A 17045-nucleotide genomic window follows, 5' to 3' on the forward strand; every position below is an offset into this window, starting at 1 on the left:
CCTGGGGGCATGGCACGGTCTCCCTTCACTCTAGCCGCGGCGGTCACCGCTGCACTGTCCGGTGCGGAGGTCGTCGGTGCGCGCTCTTTGACCGCAGGCGGCGATGGACGTTTCGATTCGGCAGTGGCAACACTCTCCGATGGCAGCGAAGTCGCCATCCGTGTCGGCGACGATGACGAGACTGCGCGTGAGCTCGCCGCCGAGTCGATCGCGCTGCGCGCATTGACCGCGGGAGCGCGCTCGATGCTGCCGTTCCGCGTGCCGGAGTTCCTCGGCGAGACGCAGCTCGCCGAGGGCCGCGCGCTCGTCACCAGCCTGCTGCCCGGCTTCCAGATCGAGGCGGCCCATGTGCCAGCAGGTCGCGGCGCCGCGCAATCGATTGGCGCCTCAATCGCCGCTGTGCATGCCCTGCCAGCTTCCGTGGTGCGCAGCGCCGGGCTTTCCACCCGCAGCGCCGAGGAAGCACGCACAGACATCCGCCAGCTGGTGGATCGCGCGTCCGCGACCGGACGCGTGCCCGCACGCCTCACCGTGCGCTGGCGTGAAGCGGTCGGCGACGATGACCTGTGGCGATTCGAATCCGCAGTGACGCTCGGCGGTACGCACGCCACATCATTCCTCTTCGAGGATGACCCAGAGCAGGGCCCTGAAGTCGTCGGCATCCTGGATTGGCATGGCCTGTCGGTGGGAGATCCTGCGGTGGATCTGACCTGGCTCTCTTCGGCCCCCGAGGCTGCGGACGATGTGCATGCGGCCTATACCGCGGCGTCCGATCGCGCACCGGATGCGGCGTTGGCTGTGCGCGCCCGGCTGCTGGCCGAGCTGGAGTTCGCCCGCTGGCTCGTGCATGGGGATAATCTGCGCCGCCAGGACATCATGGATGATGCGGCGGACCTGCTCGAAGCACTGTCGGAGGGGCTGCGCGAGCGTGATCTCTCTGTCATCGCATCGCGCAGCGAGGGTGTGGACTCTGCGTTGGATGCGCTCGATCACGTGCCAGCGACGGCTGCTTCTGGATTCAACACCTCGATGCAGACGGACGCATACAGCCCGGAAGATCTGATGCTGGGTGAGGATGCCGCTGAGATCGTCGAGCACGACGCCACCGAGGACCTGTCCAACGTCGTCGAGTCGGACCTCGTGCCGCGCGCACCCGGCGAACAGCCTGGCTTGTCTGCAGATGGCGACGCCCGAGGTTCCGAAAGCGGAGCCGATCCGGCTGGCGAGGCTCAGCGCGCGGCCCGCGCTGCCCTCCAACGCTGGACGAGTTCTTCCTCGGAGTAGACACGATCGCCGCGGATCACCAGATCGTCGGCCACGTAGTACAGCGCGACGTCGATCTCCTCCAGCGGTACACCGAAGCGCCGGTGGTAGGCGAGCCGGTACAGCGCCAGCTGCAGCATCCGCTCATCCTTCTCGGTTTTCGTGCGCGGGGCCTTGCCCGTTTTCCAATCGACAATCTCGATACGCCCGCCCCGGTCTTCGCGACGGTAGACCGCGTCGAGTTTGCAAATGACGATATGACCGTCGCTTCGCCCCGGTGACTCTCGCTCTGCGCCAGCGGCAGAATCAGGGTCGACCCCTGCGCCGAGCGCGAAGTTGATCTCGATCTCGACGGCGATGGGTCGCAACGGTGCCCATTCGCTGCTCTCGAAGATCTCTCGCAGCCGCTCGAGATCGACTTCATCTGCAGCCGAAACGCTCCAGGGATCGGGCTGCTCGTCATCGGAATCCCACAGCGCGCTGTCGGGGCTGGGGCCTGTTCCCACAAGACCGGATCGGTGTTCGACCCAGGCGTGAAACAGCGTCCCCAATCGCGTCTGCCGGTACGGCCGCTCGGGCATGGGCCTGGCCAGAGCGAGCACAGTGCCGTCGAAGTCGGTGACATAGTCCTTGAACTTCGACGCCGGAACGCGGGTGGGCGGAGCCATTCGGAGGCCACGCTGACGCTCCGCCCGCTCCGCGAGCAGCCGTTCCAATTGCACGGTCGGCGCTGGCTCATCAACCACAGCGCGCACCAGCGCAGCTGCTTCTTCGACTGCAGTGCGGCGCCCGCCGAGCGGGTCCATCGGCCACACGCTGGTTTTGCCCTCTCCGGCGTAGGGATTGTCTGCGTCATCGACCACCGTGATCGGGTCTAGCCCGAGCGCCTCGATCGCTTCGCAGAGATACGCCCCGGCCGCACGTGGACTCTTCTGCCCCGCCCAGTGCGATCCGGTCAGCAACAGATCGGTCCGTGCCCGCGTGACGGCGACGTAGGCGAGCCGGCGTTCCTCCTGCTGCTGATAGTCGCGGTAGGAATCCTTGAAGACGGTGAGCGCGCCCGGAGCGGTCTTGCTCTTACTCGTCAGTGATGCCACTCCCGCCTTCAACCGCTTCGCCGGATCCGGCTCGTCATCGATGGGCGGGTTCCAGCTGAACGTCGGCAGCGCCGCACTGTCACCGCGCAGCGCGAACGGCAGCACGCCGAAACCGAACCATCCCGAGGTGTCCGTGGGTCGGGAAGGAAGTTCGCCCTCGACCATGCGCACAACCGCGACCGCATCCCATTCCAAGCCCTTGGAGCCGTGCACAGTCAGCAGCTGCACCACTCCCGGCTCCGGCGGCTCAGGCCGCGGCATCAGCTCATCGGTGCTCTCGGCTTTCTCCAGCCAGGCCAACAGGCTCGAGATCGTGCCTCTGTCGTCGGCGGAGAGGAAGGCACGCACTTCATCGACGAATGCTCGAAGCTGGGTCGCCGCGACCCGCGCGGGCCCCCTGGTCTCGTTAGCGGCCAGTTCGATATCCAGACGCAGCTCCGTCTCGATGAGTCGGATGAGCTCGGGAATGGGCTGTGCCGAAGCCCGACGCAGCCGCTCCAGCATCTCGCCGGCCGCGCGGATGCGCCCGCGCCCCTCCGGCGTGATGTTTTCGAGAAGCCGATAGTCGTCACGGAGTCCGCGCACCACGTCGACCGCATCGACGATCGAGACGGCCTCATCTGCTCCGCGTGACGCGCGAATGCGGGCGCGCAGCTCGTCCGGAAGCGGCAGCAGTGAGCTGTCCCGTCGCGAGAGCTCGGATGCCAGGTCGTAGAGCGCACGCATATCGGCAACGCCCACCCCGAAGCGGGGCCCGACCAGCAGGCGGATGAGCGCTGAGCCCGCGTTCGGGTCGTGCATCACGCGCAACGCCGCGACGACATCAACAACTTCGGGAGTTGCCAGCAATCCGCCGAGTCCGAGGATGCGGTGCGGAATGCCCCGGGCGGCGAGCGCCTCGGCGAATGTCTGCATGTGCCGTTTTGATCGGAACAGGATCGCACCCGTGTGCGGATTCGCCAGGTCAGCATGTGCCGCGCGGCGTTCGGCGAACCACTCGGCCACTTCGGCTGCTTCGTCGTGCACAGTGAGCGGATAGCGCACGTCCACGGCGCCGACTCCGGCTCCCGGACGAGGCTCCAGCGGGGGCACGTCGAGTTCGGGGCGGCGCAGCGGCTGCAGAACACGGTTGGCGATAGCGAGGATCGAGCTGTCGTTGCGCCAGCTGGTCATGAGGCTGTAGCTCTGGGTCGGAGCATCCCGAGCGAAGGTGCGCGAGAACGCGTACAGGTTGTCGGCGCTGGCACCGCGCCAGCCGTAGATCGACTGATGGGGGTCCCCCACTGCCATGACCGCACTATCGCGGAACAGTTCGGCGAGAAAGTGTGTCTGGATCACCGAAGTGTCCTGATACTCGTCCAACAGCACCACGCGGTGCTGCTCACGCAGGTCGTCGCGAACATCGGGCGATGACTCGACGATGTCGTAGGCACCACTGACCTGGTCGGCGAAATCGAGCACGCCTCGGCGGTGCTTCTCAGCGATGTAGTCGCGCACCAGAGCGGCCAGCGTCGGCAGGGCGAGCAGGTTGTCCGCTGCTTTAGCGATGTCGCCGTTGCTGCGGTACGGCTCGAACGCCCGTGCCTGCTCGAGGGTGATCCGCTCAGCGCGCGCGAGGTCGGCACGATGATCGAGAGTGTCGCCGGCGAGTCGCTGGACGGCGTCGACGACTGTTCCGAGGGCGTAGTCGATGCCCTCCAGTTCGGGAAGCTCCGCTCGCAGCACCACCTCGCGGGCCAGCATCCAGGACCCAGCCTGGCTGAGCATGGCAACGTCCGAGTCTCGCCCGATTCGGGCGGCGTGCTCGCGCACGATCGAATCGGCGAACGCGTTGTATGTAGACACCCGGGGCCGGATCATCAGGTCTTCCGCCGTGCGCAGGGACGTCGGGTCCCAGCCGGTGTCGAATCGGGCGGCGAGTTCATCGAGCACGTGTGTGCGCAGGAGCACGCGCTGCGCGCCCGTTGCGGCGTCGTTCACTCGTCGCAGCGCATCCGAGGCGACGATCTGCGGAATATGCGGCAGAAGACCGCGCTGACCGAACTCGTCGATCACCGCCAGCCGCGCGGCAATGCGTTCGGCGAGCTCTCCAGCAGCTTTGCGTGTGAAGGTCAGCCCGAGGATCTCATCGCGTCGCACATGTCCGTTGGCAACCAGCCAGACAACGCGGCCCGACATCGTCTCGGTCTTGCCACTACCGGCACCGGCGACGACCAGCGCTGGCGTCGGCGGTGCCTCGATGACCCGCTGTTGCGCCGCCGTGGGCGGCGGCTGGCCGAGAGCGGCGGCGACATCGAGCGCGGAAAGCCCCGACCCCTGGTTGCCCCACCCGGTCATGAGCTGACCGCCGGGACCGTGTGCACACGGCAGGGGTGAACCCGCCACTGCATATCGGCGCAGTGCGCTTCGACATGCGCGGTGAAGCTGTCACTTGACATCCCCCTGGCGGCGGCGGCGAGTCTGCTCAAGAACTTCGTCCGCGGTTCACCGGTCAGAGTGTGCTGATGGGCGATCCGGTAATCGCTGCCCGACAGCGTGTTGGCCACCAGCAGCAGACGCGCACCGGTGAGCGCCCCGGCGCTGGCACCCTCGACCAGCCCCTGCTCGACAGCGATCTGATACGCCGCGAGCTGTGCATGCTCATCGACTTTCACGCCGGAGGTCGGCTCGTTCTTCCCGGTCTTCAGATCCACGACGACGATGCGCTCTCCGTTTTCTCCCGCTCCCATATCGGTCCAGCCACGGCCGCGGGCCGCTGCATGCTCTCCCCCACCGGTCGGGTACGCCTCGACGCGGTCGATGAAACCATGCACGATCGCCCGATGTGGACCGGATATCTCGTCGCCGACACGCACCGCTGGCACCGCATCAACGCTCGTGCCTTCAAGGTCAGCTTGCTCGGCGACGTCCACCGAGAATCGGAACTCGACCTCGCTGGCGAGCACCCGACCGCGTTCGGATGTGACTTCGCCGAGGTAGGCGTGCAACCGCTCGATGTACAGGTCGGCACGGCGACGCTCCTTGCGTCCGATCCATTCGGTATCGAACTCGAGTTCCGGCCAGCGTTCCGCGAGAACAGCCTGCAACTTCTCCAGGTCGCCATCCGGGACCGTCTCCATCGCCTCGTGGATGATCGTGCCCATCCCGGCAGCCGGCGGCAGCACAGTATCGCCGCCCAGCGCCGAGATCGCCCAGTTCAGCTCGCACTCTTCAAACGACTCCATCTTCGATGGCGAGACACGGGCGGCCTCCGCAGACAGGTCGTGCAGCGGCGCGGTCGTCGACATCGGAGTGATTCCGTACCAGTCCTGCGGATCTGCACCGGGGATGCCTTCACGGGCGAGCACCGCCAACTGCCCGGCCGCAGCCGCGCGCGCGTCAGCGTCCGGCGAGCTGGTCAGGGTCCGGCGATGTTTGGCGACCAGGCCGCGGAGGGTGAGCGGATGCTCGGCGGCGGGATGGGCAGAGACCGGCGGAGGTTCGGGCAGGAACGAGAAGAAGGGGCTCGGGCCCGTGCTGTCGTCGTCGACCGCGGTCACCACGATCCGCGAGCGGGCACGAGAGAGGGCGCGCACGAACAGCCGCAGTTCGTCGTGGAGTGCCGCACGGCGTCGATCAATGCTGTCCGGCGTGGTCGCCGGAGCGCCCGCACGTGTGGCGAGCACAGCATCCGCCAGCCGCCAGGTCTCCAGCAGCCCACCGCGCAGACGCACATTCGGCCACACACCATCCTGCACGCCGGCGACCACCACGGCATCGAACTGGGTCCCCAATGCCGTCGCCGGCGTCAGCAGGGTAACCAGTCCCGGTCGATCCGGGGTGGAGAGAGTGTCTTCAGGAACCTCGCTGTCGAGAATCTCACGCACGAACGTCTCGGCCGGCTCATTGGGAGTCCGCTCGACGAACCGTTTGGCCGCATCGAAAAGCGCCACCAGCGCGTCCAATGCGCGAGAGATCTCTCCGCCGCCGGGCTGTCCCGCAGCCTCGCGCCAGTACTTCTGCAGCTTCGAGCCGTTCTGCGCCCTGGCATCGTCCCAGATTCGCCAGAGCAGTTCATGGATCGTTTCGCCGGCGGCGATGGCATCCGCCGTCTGAGACAGGGTCTTGGCGAAACGGGCTGCCGCTCGAGCTTCCGGAGCATCCACAAAGGTGAAATGCGTGGGAAATGCCATCGCCTGGCGCAGCAGCTCCGACGCCGGAGTCGAGCCGCCATCGGCGAGTTCCAGGTGTCTCAGCCGCGCGCGCAAGCGCCGCAGGCCAACGGCATCCATCCCGCCGAATGGCGAGCACAAGGCGTCGATCAGCGCCTCCGGCGCGCGGTCGTCAGGATGCTGCGCGGCAAGTCGGACGATGCCGACGATGTCGCGGACGACGCCCTCGCTGCCGAGTGGACGCTGCACACCGGCGGCGCGAGTGGGCACCTCGCGAGCGGCAAGCTCTGTCTCCAACGCCGTCACCTGTCGCGTGTCATGTGCAATGACGGCCATGTCGCTCCAGGCGATGCCGTCGCTCAGGTGCCAATCCCGCAAAATGCCGGCGATGCGGTCGACCTCTTCATAGGGCGAAGTGGCGAGAAATGCCTGTACACGGGAGTCGGCGACCTCGGGGGTGGGTCCGGGTGCGCGGCGGTGCTCGACACGACCAGCAACACCGATGGACTGCGTCACCCGGCGGGTCAGATCGGTCAGAGCCGGTATCTGCCGGTGCGGCGTGTCCAGGACGAAGACCTGGGCAAGGACTCCCGAGAGCTCATGGAACAGCTGCGGGCTGGCCCCGCGGAACGACCCGGAGGAGATGTCAGGGTCGCCGAAGGCGAGAACGGAGATGCCGCGCGCGCGCAGTGCCCTCACCAGGGTGATGCCACCGCGGGTGATCTCCTGCGCGTCATCCATCAGCACCACGCGAAGCGGTGCAAGCGGGCCGAGGTCTGCGGCATCCGCCGTCTCGAGGATCGCGGCAGCCTCGCTGATGAGGTCGGCGCTGTCACGGTAGGCGGTGCGCATCGACGCAAGCACCGCGCGGTACTCCTCGATGAAGGATCCGGCAGCCTGCCAGACCGGTCGTGCCGATGCCTGCAGCTCGTCCGACAGCACACCGAGTTCCCGGCACTCGGCGAGCAGCGCGCGCAGTTCGGAGCGGAATCCGGTTGAGGCACGAACACTCGGTCCGAGCGCTTCCGGCCAGCGCGACGGTGCCCCCGCTGCTTCATCCTCATCGTCGCCCGCCAAAAGGTCGGCGATGATGCGGTCCTGGTCGGCTCCCGTCAGCAACGCCGGGGGCTCCTCCCCGGCACGCACCATGGCGCCGCGCACGATCTGAAAGGCGAAAGACCCCACCGAACGCGCCAGCGGGCCCGGAGTCGCCTGACCGATGCGCACACCGATGCGGTCGCGCAACAGTGTGGCGGCCTGCCGGTTCGGGGTGAGAACGAGCACCTCTTCCGGCGCCAGCACACCGGCGCTGTCATCTTCGGTGAGCAGGTGCGCGACACGGTCGATCAACGTGTGCGTCTTTCCTGTTCCGGGTGCACCGATGATGACGCCGGAGGTGTCGACCGGGGCCGCGACCACGGCGCGCTGTGCAGCATCTGAGGTCATGACTTCCACGCTATCGGGAGGCCCGGACATCAGCCGAGCCGGGGTAGAGTTGGGCGCAGTCCCCGAACCTTCAAGGAGCACGCGTGGAAATCCGCATCGGCATCATCAACACCGGCCGCGAGCTGAACTTCGAGACCCCCGCCAACGCGGATGAGGTCCGCACTCAGGTGTCCGCGGCGCTCGAGCAGAACACCGCTCATGTGAGTTTCGTCGACGTCAAGGGCAACTCCTACATCGTCCCGACCGCAAACCTCGCCTACATCGAGTTGGGCACCGAGGAGTCACGTCGCGTCGGCTTCGTCGCCTGACCTCGTGTACATCCTTCTCGCACTCATCGCGGCGTGCGCGCTCGGAATCGCCGTGCACTATCTGCTGCCCCGCCGCACTCTTCGCGGCGTCGCGCTGGTCCCCGCTGTCTCGACCGCGGCCGCTGCCATCATCTACACGGTGATGCAGTGGTCCGGCGTCGGCGCTGAGAGCATCTGGCTGTGGCTTACGAGCATCCTCGGCGCGGTCGTAATCTCCGCCGTTGCGGGATACGTTCTCACCACGGCGCGCGTCCGGTCGGATGCCGAGACCAAGGCTGCGCTCGGGATCTGATTGCGCGGAATCTGATCGCGCTGGGCATTGTGTCCAGCGGATGCTACGCGGCCAGGCCCATCGCATCCATGCGTCGCGCGTGCGCGCCCATGAGTTCGGTGTAAACCGGTTCCACCCGGTCTTCGTTCACGGCGAGCCGCTCCGGGCGAAGCGCCTGTCGCGCCACCAGAAGTGTGTCCCCGACAAGTCGGCGCGCCCACATCGACAGCAGCGAACGCCACTCGTTGTCGATGTCGATCGTCTGCTTGAGGATGGCTACGATCTCGCCGGTGTCGTCGTCCTCGCTGAGGATATCGGCGACGCGCTGCCCGGTGTCGCCGTAGCTCGAGGCCAATGCCAGATAGAAATCGTCCAGCATCCCGGCGGTGATGTAGACGGCGAGAAGGGTTTCCTTCGGACGCACTCCGATGGTCTTGCGACGGAAGGCATCCAGGTACTCCTGGAACGGAAGCATGATCTCGGTCGGGTCCTCGCCCTGCTGCCGGATGACCTCGACGATGCCGCGATGCTTGCTGAGGGCTGCGCCGGCGGCACGTGCCAGTGCGCCCTTCTCCTCCAGCTCCGGTGTCGCGCGGATCAATCGGGTGAGCGTCTCGAAGTATCCGAGCTGCAGGTAGGCGGCCTGACCGAGGAACCGGTTCAGCTCAGGCGCGAGCTCGGCGAAATCGACTCGGGTCGCGCCGCTGAGATCTCCGCGACTGCGGATGGTCAGATTGCGTCGAGGCTTATCCGTCTGCCAGAACCATTTCACCACGCGTTCAGACTACCCGCGCATCGATGATCCGCTGTGTTCTGCGCCCCTCAGGTAGTCTGAAGTTGCCCTGCCATTGGAGCCGGGCGCCGCGCCTGTGGCACAAGAGACGGCGTGGATCCGTAACGAGGCGTCTGTTTCACATCTGAACAGCGCCGGACAGGCAATAGAACACGTGACAACATTCGCTGATCTGGGTGTCGATCAGGACATCGTCGACTCGTTGGCCGCAAAGGGCATCGTCGACGCATTCCCCATCCAGGAACAGACCATCCCCCTCGGCCTTCCCGGCCAGGACATCATCGGCCAGGCCAAGACTGGCACCGGCAAGACCTTCGGTTTCGGCATCCCCGTCGTACAGCGTCTCGGGTTGAACCCCGAGCCGGGCGTCAAGGCGCTCATCGTTGTGCCGACCCGTGAGCTCGCCGTGCAGGTCTACGAAGACATCGACCTGCTCACCACCGGTCGCTCGACCAGCGTGGTCGCCATCTACGGCGGCAAGGCATACGAGGGTCAGATCGACCAGCTGAAGGCCGGTGCGCAGATCGTTGTAGGCACGCCGGGCCGACTCATCGACCTGGCAGGTCAGCGTCTGCTGGACCTGTCGAACGCGACCGAGGTCGTCCTCGATGAGGCCGACAAGATGCTCGACCTCGGCTTCCTCGCCGACATCGAGAAGATTTTCCAGAAGATTCCCGCCATCCGGCACACGCAGCTGTTCTCCGCGACGATGCCCGGGCCGATCGTCGCCCTGGCGCGCCGATTCATGTCGAACCCCATTCACATCCGCGCCAGTGACCCCGACGAAGGCTTGACGCAGGCGAACATCAACCACCTGGTGTACCGCGCGCACTCGCTCGACAAGGACGAGGTCATCGCCCGCATCCTGCAGGCCGAGGGTCGCGGTAAGACCGTCATCTTCACCCGCACCAAGCGTGCGGCTCAGCGACTGGTCGACGAGCTCGGCGATCGCGGGTTCAACGTCGGCGGCGTGCACGGAGACATGGGGCAGGAACAGCGCGAGCGCTCGATGGCCGCGTTCAAGGCCGGCAAGCGTGACGTCCTGGTCGCCACCGACGTCGCTGCCCGAGGCATCGACGTCGACGACGTCACCCACGTCATCAACCACACCATCCCGGACGAGGACAAGACGTACCTGCACCGTGTCGGCCGTACGGGCCGGGCCGGCAAGAAGGGCATCGCCGTCACGTTCGTGGACTGGGAAGACCTGCACAAGTGGGCCCTCATCAACCGCGCCCTCGAGTTCGGCCAGCCCGAGCCCGTCGAGACGTACTCGTCGAGCCCGCACCTCTACGAGGACCTGAACATCCCGGCCGGCACGAAGGGACGGTTGACCACCGCTCCGAAGACCCAGTCGGTCAAGACGCAGAGCAAGCGTCCGGAGAAGGCCGCCGATGTTGCTGCCGAGCAGGGAACCGACGAGCCCGGCACGCGCCGTCGCCGGCGCCGCCGCGGTGCGGGTGACAAGGTCGGCTCGACCTTCGTCGAGGACGCTCCGAAGACCCCGACAGCGGAGGGCACACCTGTCGCCGACCGTGACGCCGAAGGTGCCGGAACCCACGACGGTGACAAGAGCCACGAGCACCAGGACGGCAAGCCTGCCCCGCAGCGCCGCCGCCGTCGTCGCCGCTCCGGCGGTGCCGCGCCAGCTGGCGCCTGAGCCCAGCGGCGCACTTCGCCGAAACCATCATTCAGCAGGCGCTGCACCATTCGGTGCGGCGCCTGTTGTTTCGTGGTGCGCACAGCGGCGGATCGGGCGGCGGCGGATCGCGCGGTTCAGGCGAAGCGGGGCGGCGTGCCGGTGGCCCGCTCGATGATGCGAGCAACCATCTCATCGCTTGTCGTGTTCTCACCCGGCAGGTTGGGTTTTCCCGTGCCGTGGTAGTCGCTGGAGCCTGTGACGATCAGATCGTGCTCGGCGGCCAGCCGCTGCAAAGTGCGCTTGCCCTGAGCGGTGTTCTCACGGTGGTCGATCTCGACTCCGCCCAGTCCCGCCGCGATCAGCTTCTCGAAGTACGACAGCGGCATCATCCGGTCGCGTCCGGCCGTGACCGGATGCGCGATGACGGCGACTCCCCCAGCCTCGGTGATCAGACCGACGGCAGTCAACGGATCAGGGGCGTAGTGCGGCTCGTAATACCCCTCACGTGGATGCAGGATGCCCTCGAACGCGGCTGAGCGATCAGCGACGATGCCACGCGCCACCAGTGCATCAGCGATGTGCGGGCGGCCCAGTGTGGCATCCTTCGTCGTCTGGGCGACGACATCCGCCCAGGTGAGGTCGTAGTCGCGCGCGATATTGCGAACGATCCGCTCGGCGCGGCCCAGCCGGTCGTCTCGGATGCGGTCGGTCTCAGCACGCAGCGCTGGAGCATCCGGGTCGAATAGATATCCCAGCACGTGGACGCTGCGCCATTCGTACTTCGCCGACAGCTCCATCCCCGGCAGAAAAGTCATGCCGACAGCAGCCGCGGCCGTCGCAGCCTCATCCCACCCCGTCGTGCGGTCATGGTCGGTCAGAGCCATCGTGCGAACGCCGTGGGCGTGAGCTTGCCGCACCACCTGACCGGGGTTCTCCGTTCCGTCTGAGTGGTTGGAATGCAGGTGCAGATCGTTCGGTCCGCTAAAGCGATGCACGTTGCTCATACCTCGACAGTACTGCGGCGCGCGCGGCCCGCGGCGGCAGGCGATTCACAGTGTGCGCCTTTAGGCTTGGGGTGATGTTTCGGCTGCTGGGGATCCTGATTACGGTGCTGTTCGCCATTGCGACAGCGATCGTGGTGTGGCCGCAGTTCTTCCACCTTGAGCAGGTCTACCCATTCGCACAGCTGGTCGCCGTCCGCGGCGCAGTCGTTGTCGCATTCCTGGTGATTGCGGTCGTCTCACTGCTGCTGCTGTTTGCGCGGCCGCTGCGCGGGTTCGCGGCATCCATTCTGATCATCGCGCTGCTGGGAGCCGGGGCGACCGCCGGAATCGGTGCGGTCCGCGGCTTCGGCACCGGCGAACTGCCCGAGAAGACTGCAGACAGCGTACGCGTGCTGACCTGGAACACCGCCGGCGAAGCGGTCTCGGCTGAGAAGATCGCCGAGACGATCCTGTCGCAGCAGGTCGACGTGGTCACGCTGCCCGAAACGGCGGAGTCTGTCGGCGAGCGGATCGCAATCATGCTGCGTGAGCAGGGACGGCCGATGTGGGTGCATCACGTGCAGTTCGGTAATGTTCCCAACGGCCCCCAGGCGTGGGAGACCACGATCCTCATCTCCCCCGAGTTGGGCGATTACTCGGTGATCGCATCGTCCCAGGACGGTACGAACAACACCAGCTCCGTTCCCAGCGTTGTCATCATGCCGGTGGATGGTTCCGGACCCACGATCGTCGCGGTGCATGCCGTGGCTCCACGCGTGGAGGCTATGGAGCGTTGGCAATCCGATCTGCAGTGGATCGCCGACCAGTGTCCCGAAGGGGACTTCATCCTCGCGGGCGACTTCAACGCGACGCTGGACCATATGGCAGCCCTCGGAGTCGATGGGGGCGACATCGGATACTGCCGCGACGCCGCGGTACGCACCGGAACGGGGTTCACCGCGACCTGGCCGGCATCGTTCCCTGAGCTGGTGGGTGCTCCGATCGATCACGTCATGACCAGTCGGAACTGGAATCCGACCGGTTCGCTCGTGCTGGATGCCGCTGGCAGCGACCACCGTGCACTCCTTGTGCAACTGGAGCCGGTCGGCTGAGCCGCGCGCCCCGACCATTCCCCGTGCACAACTCCTGAAAAAGAGCGGCGGGGGCCGGGGCATCCGGCGTATTCACGCGGGCACGATGCCGCCGCACCGGCAAATCTCAGGAGTTATGCGCGGGAGCGGCGGCGCGCCCGGCGCACCAGAGCGTAGATCGCGCGCCAGCCGAGCAGGAACAGGGCCAGCGTGAGTGTTGCGACGATCGTGAACGGCAGTGCCGTGCCCTGCCCGCTCGCCACCCTCAGCAGCAGTCCGCCCACTACCGTGACCGCCCAGACCAGCAGTCCGACCATCAGCCGCTCGGGATGCCAGCGCAGCAGCAGCACGACGGCGTGAGCGATGAGAACAGCGGCGAGGAACGGCCACATCGTGTTCAGGGTTCCCGGGATGTCGCCGACGATTCCGGAGTCATGCGAGAGCCTTCCGATCACGCAAAACACTGCTACCAGGACGACGTCGATGAGGATCACGATCGGCGGAGCCACTCTGAAGCTGTTCACGTCCCCCAGCCTATGCGGGAGTGAGAGACTGGAGGTATGAGTACTGGAGAGAGCGACACCATCGCTGAGGCCCCCGTCACCAACCGCAAGCAGCCCTTCCCCCGCGGTTTCCTCGACACGATCTCGACCGGCTGGGCAGATCGCCCCGAGACGATGCCCGTTGCCCGCGAGCAGGCGGCATTCGCACAGGCCCGGCGCGACACGGTCTCCGCTGCGTTCACCGGCAAGCGTTTGGTGATTGAAGCGGGCTCGCTGAAGCAACGTTCCAACGACACCGACTACCCCTTCCGCGCGCATTCGATCTTCGCCCATCTGACCGGGTGGGCAGCAGACACCGAGCCGGACTCCGTGCTCGTGTTCGAGCCGGCCAATGCCGGGCACGATGTCACCCTGTACTTCCGTGAGCGTGCTGACCGCACGACGACCGAGTTCTTCGCGGATGCCACGGTCGGTGAGTTCTGGATCGGCCCACGCCCGTCGCTTGCCGCGGTCGCCGCAGACCTCGGCATCGCCACGGCGCACCTGGCCGAGTTCGCGTCCGGCGCCGCCGACGTCACGATCGAGGATGCCGATCTTGCACGGTTCGCATCGGAGCTGCGTTTAGTCAAGGACGCATACGAGATCGAAGAAATGCGTCGTGCCGTCGAGATCACCGGCCGCGGTTTCGATGACATCATCCATGCACTGCCCGATGCCGCCAAGCATGCTCGCGGCGAACGCGTCGTGGAGGGTGTCTTCCACCGCCGCGCCCGCGAAGACGGCAATGGCGAGGGCTACGACACGATTTCGGCATCGGGTCCGCACGCTTGCTACCTGCACTGGACACGCAATGACGGCAGGGTCGTTCCCGGAGATCTGATCCTCGTGGATGCCGGCGTCGAGCGCGACAGCCTGTACACAGCCGACATCACGCGCACACTCCCGGTGAACGGTAAGTTCTCCGACGTGCAGCGCCGCGTGTACGAGACCGTGCTCGAGGCCGCGGATGCCGCATTCGCTGTGGCTCGTCCGGGCGTGAAGTTCCGCGAGGTTCACGAGGCTGCGATGGGTGTCATCGCCGAGCGCGTCGCCGAGTGGGGTCTGCTGCCGGTCACTGCCGAAGAAGCGCTCGATGCGGATGCCGGCGGCCACCACCGCCGCTACATGGTGCACGGCACCAGCCACCACCTCGGAATCGACGTGCACGACTGCGCTCAGGCGCGTCGGGAGATGTACTACGACGGTGTTCTCGAGGCAGGCATGGTCTTCACGATCGAGCCCGGCCTGTACTTCCAGATCGACGATCTGACTGTGCCGGAAGAGCTGCGTGGAATCGGCGTGCGCATCGAGGACGACATCCTGCTCACCGAAGACGGCCCCGTGAATCTGTCGGCCGACATCCCGCGCAGCGCCGCGGATGTCGAGGCGTGGATCGAACGCATTCAGCAGGGTTGATGTTCTCCCGGCGGATGCTGTTCCGCGCGGGCGCCATCGCTTATGTGGCGCTGGCGGCGTGGGCGGATGTCGTGCACTGGCGATCGAGCCACGGGATGCTGGGTACGCAGGCGCGTACGGGAGCATCTGAGGCTGTCGTCGTGCTCGGCTTCCGCAACCACGCCCCCAGAGCCAACTTCGTCAACCGGTACCGGGTGCGCGCCGGCATCCGTTCGCTTTCGCTGAGAGGAGAGAGCGTGCTGGTGTTGTGCGGCGGAGCCGTGGCCGGCACCGTCCCCGAGGCCGAGCTGATGCAGCGTTACGCCCGTGATGAGCTCGGTTACACGGGCCAGATCCTGTTGGACACCACGAGCGCATCGACCCTGCAGAACATTGAGAACGCGATCGGGCTGATCGAGCAGGCCGACGCCATCAAGATCGTCTCCAACTCACCGCACGCCGAGGTCGCTCGGGAACACCTGTGGCAGTTGCGACCGGATCTGGGTGAGCGACTTGTCCGTGGCGAGGAGCATCGTTTCGGCGAAATCCTGCCGATCAAGATCGTGGCGGCGCTACGGGCGGTCTGGTATCGCTGCCAGCAGCGACTGACTCGAGGAAGTCTCCCGCGAGCTGTGCCAATGACGCACCGATGACCTCCGGCGGACGGCGAGCGCCCCTGACTTCGAATGAGTGACCGCCGCCCTCGATCCACTCCACGCGTGCGTCGTGACATGTGGACAGCACCTGTTCGAACTGCGACAGCGGCTGAATGAACGCGTCATTCGTGCCTTCGATGAACAGTTGCGGCACGGTGATCGCCGGCAGGTGCTCGGCACGCGGCTTCTCCGGTTTGCCCGGGGCGTGCAACGGATATCCGAGGTAGATCAGGGCGTCGACGTGCAAGCCTTCGGCGACGGCCATCGACGCCATCCGCCCGCCGTAAGACTTTCCCGCGGCCCACAGTGGCGCAGCAGGGTCATGTGTGCGCGCGAATCGTGCTGCCGCATGCCACGTGGCGATCGCATGCGCGGCGGGACCCGGCATCCGTCGCCCCTGCTCGCGATACGGAAAGGTGAAACGTAACGTCGAGAAGCCGAGCGTATTGAGTGCGTCAGTGAATCCGACGAGGAACGGATGCTCCATTCCCGCTCCCGCACCATGGGCGACGATCACGGTACCGCGATCGGATCCCTCAGCCCACTCAGCGGATACCGACACCGGACCGCTGGGCAGCTCAACAGGGAAGTCCATATCCGGCTCAGACGCGGTCGGGGTTCTCGCCGTCGGCCTCCGGCGACTGTTCCTCTTCCGCAGTGGCCGGTGCATCCGAGGTCGGACTCTCCGGAGCTCGCTCACCGTAACGGGGTACCGGATCGGCCGGCCGGGGCGGAATCACATGCTCGCCCGGAGCTGGTTCCTTCGCGGATGCAGCCTCTGTGGCTGCTGTGGCTGCTGCCGTTGCTGCGGCTGCTGCGGGGTCCACGCGCTCCCCGTAGCGCGGCGGCTCGTTGAGGTCGACCGGCGGGCGCACGACCGTCGTATGCGGCTTTCCGACGACCTCGCGTGCCTTCGCCAGCGACGCCGGGAGCACGGTGACCTCATAGTGGTCTGCGGCCAGCTGGGTCACGCTGGCGAAATCACGTCGACGACGCACGATCGCGTAGGTGACAAGGCTCAGGAGCATCCCGATCGCGACGCCGATGAACAGGAAGCCGACGAACAGCTGAATCGGCGCATCGGGGTTGCCGATCACGAGGATCGCCGAGAGCAGCAGGCCGATGAGCACACCGTTGACCGCACCGGAGCGGGCTGCGGACGCATAGCCGAGCTTGCCGGTGACCCGCTCCACGGTACGCACACCCTGCCCCACGATTGCAATATCGCGGGCGGGGATCTCGGCGGAGATCAGCTGAGAAACCGTCTTCTGCGCGGCCTCATAATCGCGGACCGACGCGACGGTGTCACCGACGGCTGCGGCGTTGGGCGGACGGTTCAGCATGCTCATGCCCCCCATTGTTCCATGCATCCCCGCACCCCGACCGAGAACAACGGGTCGCGGACTA

14 protein-coding genes are annotated in these 17045 nt (G+C 66.5%); 7 read left to right on the plus strand and 7 right to left on the minus strand.

Features of this window, described 5'->3' with window-relative positions:
- Positions 1-9: 9 nt before the first annotated feature.
- Positions 10-1284 (plus strand): phosphotransferase, encoded by a 1275-nt coding sequence (locus tag ACSU1L_RS04930; protein WP_439254904.1) that lies wholly within the window; start codon positions 10-12, stop codon positions 1282-1284.
- On the opposite strand, the gene ACSU1L_RS04935 is transcribed toward ACSU1L_RS04930, so the two are convergent.
- Positions 1230-4697: a UvrD-helicase domain-containing protein gene (locus ACSU1L_RS04935; protein ID WP_439254905.1), complete on the minus strand. Its 3468-nt coding sequence runs from the start codon at positions 4695-4697 to the stop codon at positions 1230-1232. The genes ACSU1L_RS04930 and ACSU1L_RS04935 overlap by 55 nt on opposite strands.
- Positions 4694-7957 (minus strand): ATP-dependent helicase, encoded by a 3264-nt coding sequence (locus ACSU1L_RS04940; protein WP_439254906.1) that lies wholly within the window; start codon positions 7955-7957, stop codon positions 4694-4696. The genes ACSU1L_RS04935 and ACSU1L_RS04940 overlap by 4 nt, the downstream gene beginning before the upstream one ends.
- Positions 7958-8040: 83 nt before the next feature.
- On the opposite strand from ACSU1L_RS04940, the gene ACSU1L_RS04945 reads away from it, so the two are divergent.
- The gene (locus ACSU1L_RS04945; protein WP_439254907.1) at positions 8041-8265 is read left to right on the plus strand and encodes a DUF3107 domain-containing protein; all 225 of its coding nucleotides are present in this window, start codon (positions 8041-8043) and stop codon (positions 8263-8265) included.
- 4 nt (positions 8266-8269) lie between these two features.
- The gene (locus ACSU1L_RS04950) at positions 8270-8557 is read left to right on the plus strand and encodes a hypothetical protein (protein ID WP_438253462.1); all 288 of its coding nucleotides are present in this window, start codon (positions 8270-8272) and stop codon (positions 8555-8557) included.
- Positions 8558-8600: 43 nt separating this feature from the next.
- Here ACSU1L_RS04950 and ACSU1L_RS04955 read toward each other — a convergent pair whose 3' ends face one another.
- Positions 8601-9311 (minus strand): ferritin-like fold-containing protein, encoded by a 711-nt coding sequence (locus ACSU1L_RS04955; protein ID WP_438253461.1) that lies wholly within the window; start codon positions 9309-9311, stop codon positions 8601-8603.
- 172 nt (positions 9312-9483) lie between these two features.
- Here ACSU1L_RS04955 and ACSU1L_RS04960 point away from each other — a divergent pair, with 172 nt between their 5' ends.
- The gene (locus ACSU1L_RS04960) at positions 9484-10989 is read left to right on the plus strand and encodes a DEAD/DEAH box helicase (RefSeq protein WP_439254908.1); all 1506 of its coding nucleotides are present in this window, start codon (positions 9484-9486) and stop codon (positions 10987-10989) included.
- A gap of 116 nt (positions 10990-11105) precedes the next feature.
- Here ACSU1L_RS04960 and ACSU1L_RS04965 read toward each other — a convergent pair whose 3' ends face one another.
- Entirely contained in the window at positions 11106-11975 is an 870-nt protein-coding gene (locus ACSU1L_RS04965) for a PHP domain-containing protein (RefSeq protein ID WP_438253459.1), read from the minus strand.
- A 74-nt stretch (positions 11976-12049) separates the two neighbouring features.
- Here ACSU1L_RS04965 and ACSU1L_RS04970 point away from each other — a divergent pair, with 74 nt between their 5' ends.
- Positions 12050-13066, plus strand: a complete 1017-nt coding sequence (locus ACSU1L_RS04970; RefSeq protein ID WP_438253458.1) for an endonuclease/exonuclease/phosphatase family protein — start codon at positions 12050-12052, stop codon at positions 13064-13066.
- A gap of 113 nt (positions 13067-13179) precedes the next feature.
- Here the strand turns inward: ACSU1L_RS04970 and ACSU1L_RS04975 are convergent, their stop codons facing one another.
- The gene (locus ACSU1L_RS04975; protein ID WP_438253457.1) at positions 13180-13569 is read right to left on the minus strand and encodes a DUF3054 domain-containing protein; all 390 of its coding nucleotides are present in this window, start codon (positions 13567-13569) and stop codon (positions 13180-13182) included.
- A gap of 36 nt (positions 13570-13605) precedes the next feature.
- On the opposite strand from ACSU1L_RS04975, the gene ACSU1L_RS04980 reads away from it, so the two are divergent.
- Complete coding sequence (locus tag ACSU1L_RS04980; protein ID WP_439254909.1) at positions 13606-15003, plus strand: aminopeptidase P family protein; 1398 nt, start codon at positions 13606-13608, stop codon at positions 15001-15003.
- The gene (locus ACSU1L_RS04985; RefSeq protein WP_438253455.1) at positions 15003-15635 is read left to right on the plus strand and encodes a YdcF family protein; all 633 of its coding nucleotides are present in this window, start codon (positions 15003-15005) and stop codon (positions 15633-15635) included. Before ACSU1L_RS04980 ends, ACSU1L_RS04985 begins: the two co-directional genes overlap by 1 nt.
- Here the strand turns inward: ACSU1L_RS04985 and ACSU1L_RS04990 are convergent.
- Positions 15538-16233: an alpha/beta hydrolase family protein gene (locus ACSU1L_RS04990; protein ID WP_439254910.1), complete on the minus strand. Its 696-nt coding sequence runs from the start codon at positions 16231-16233 to the stop codon at positions 15538-15540. The genes ACSU1L_RS04985 and ACSU1L_RS04990 overlap by 98 nt on opposite strands.
- A gap of 7 nt (positions 16234-16240) precedes the next feature.
- Complete coding sequence (locus tag ACSU1L_RS04995; protein WP_439254911.1) at positions 16241-16987, minus strand: general stress protein; 747 nt, start codon at positions 16985-16987, stop codon at positions 16241-16243.
- Between the last annotated feature and the right edge of the window lie 58 nt (positions 16988-17045).

Origin of the sequence: Microbacterium sp. A94 (genome assembly GCF_051842855.1) — a bacterium.
Lineage (GTDB): Bacteria > Actinomycetota > Actinomycetes > Actinomycetales > Microbacteriaceae > Microbacterium.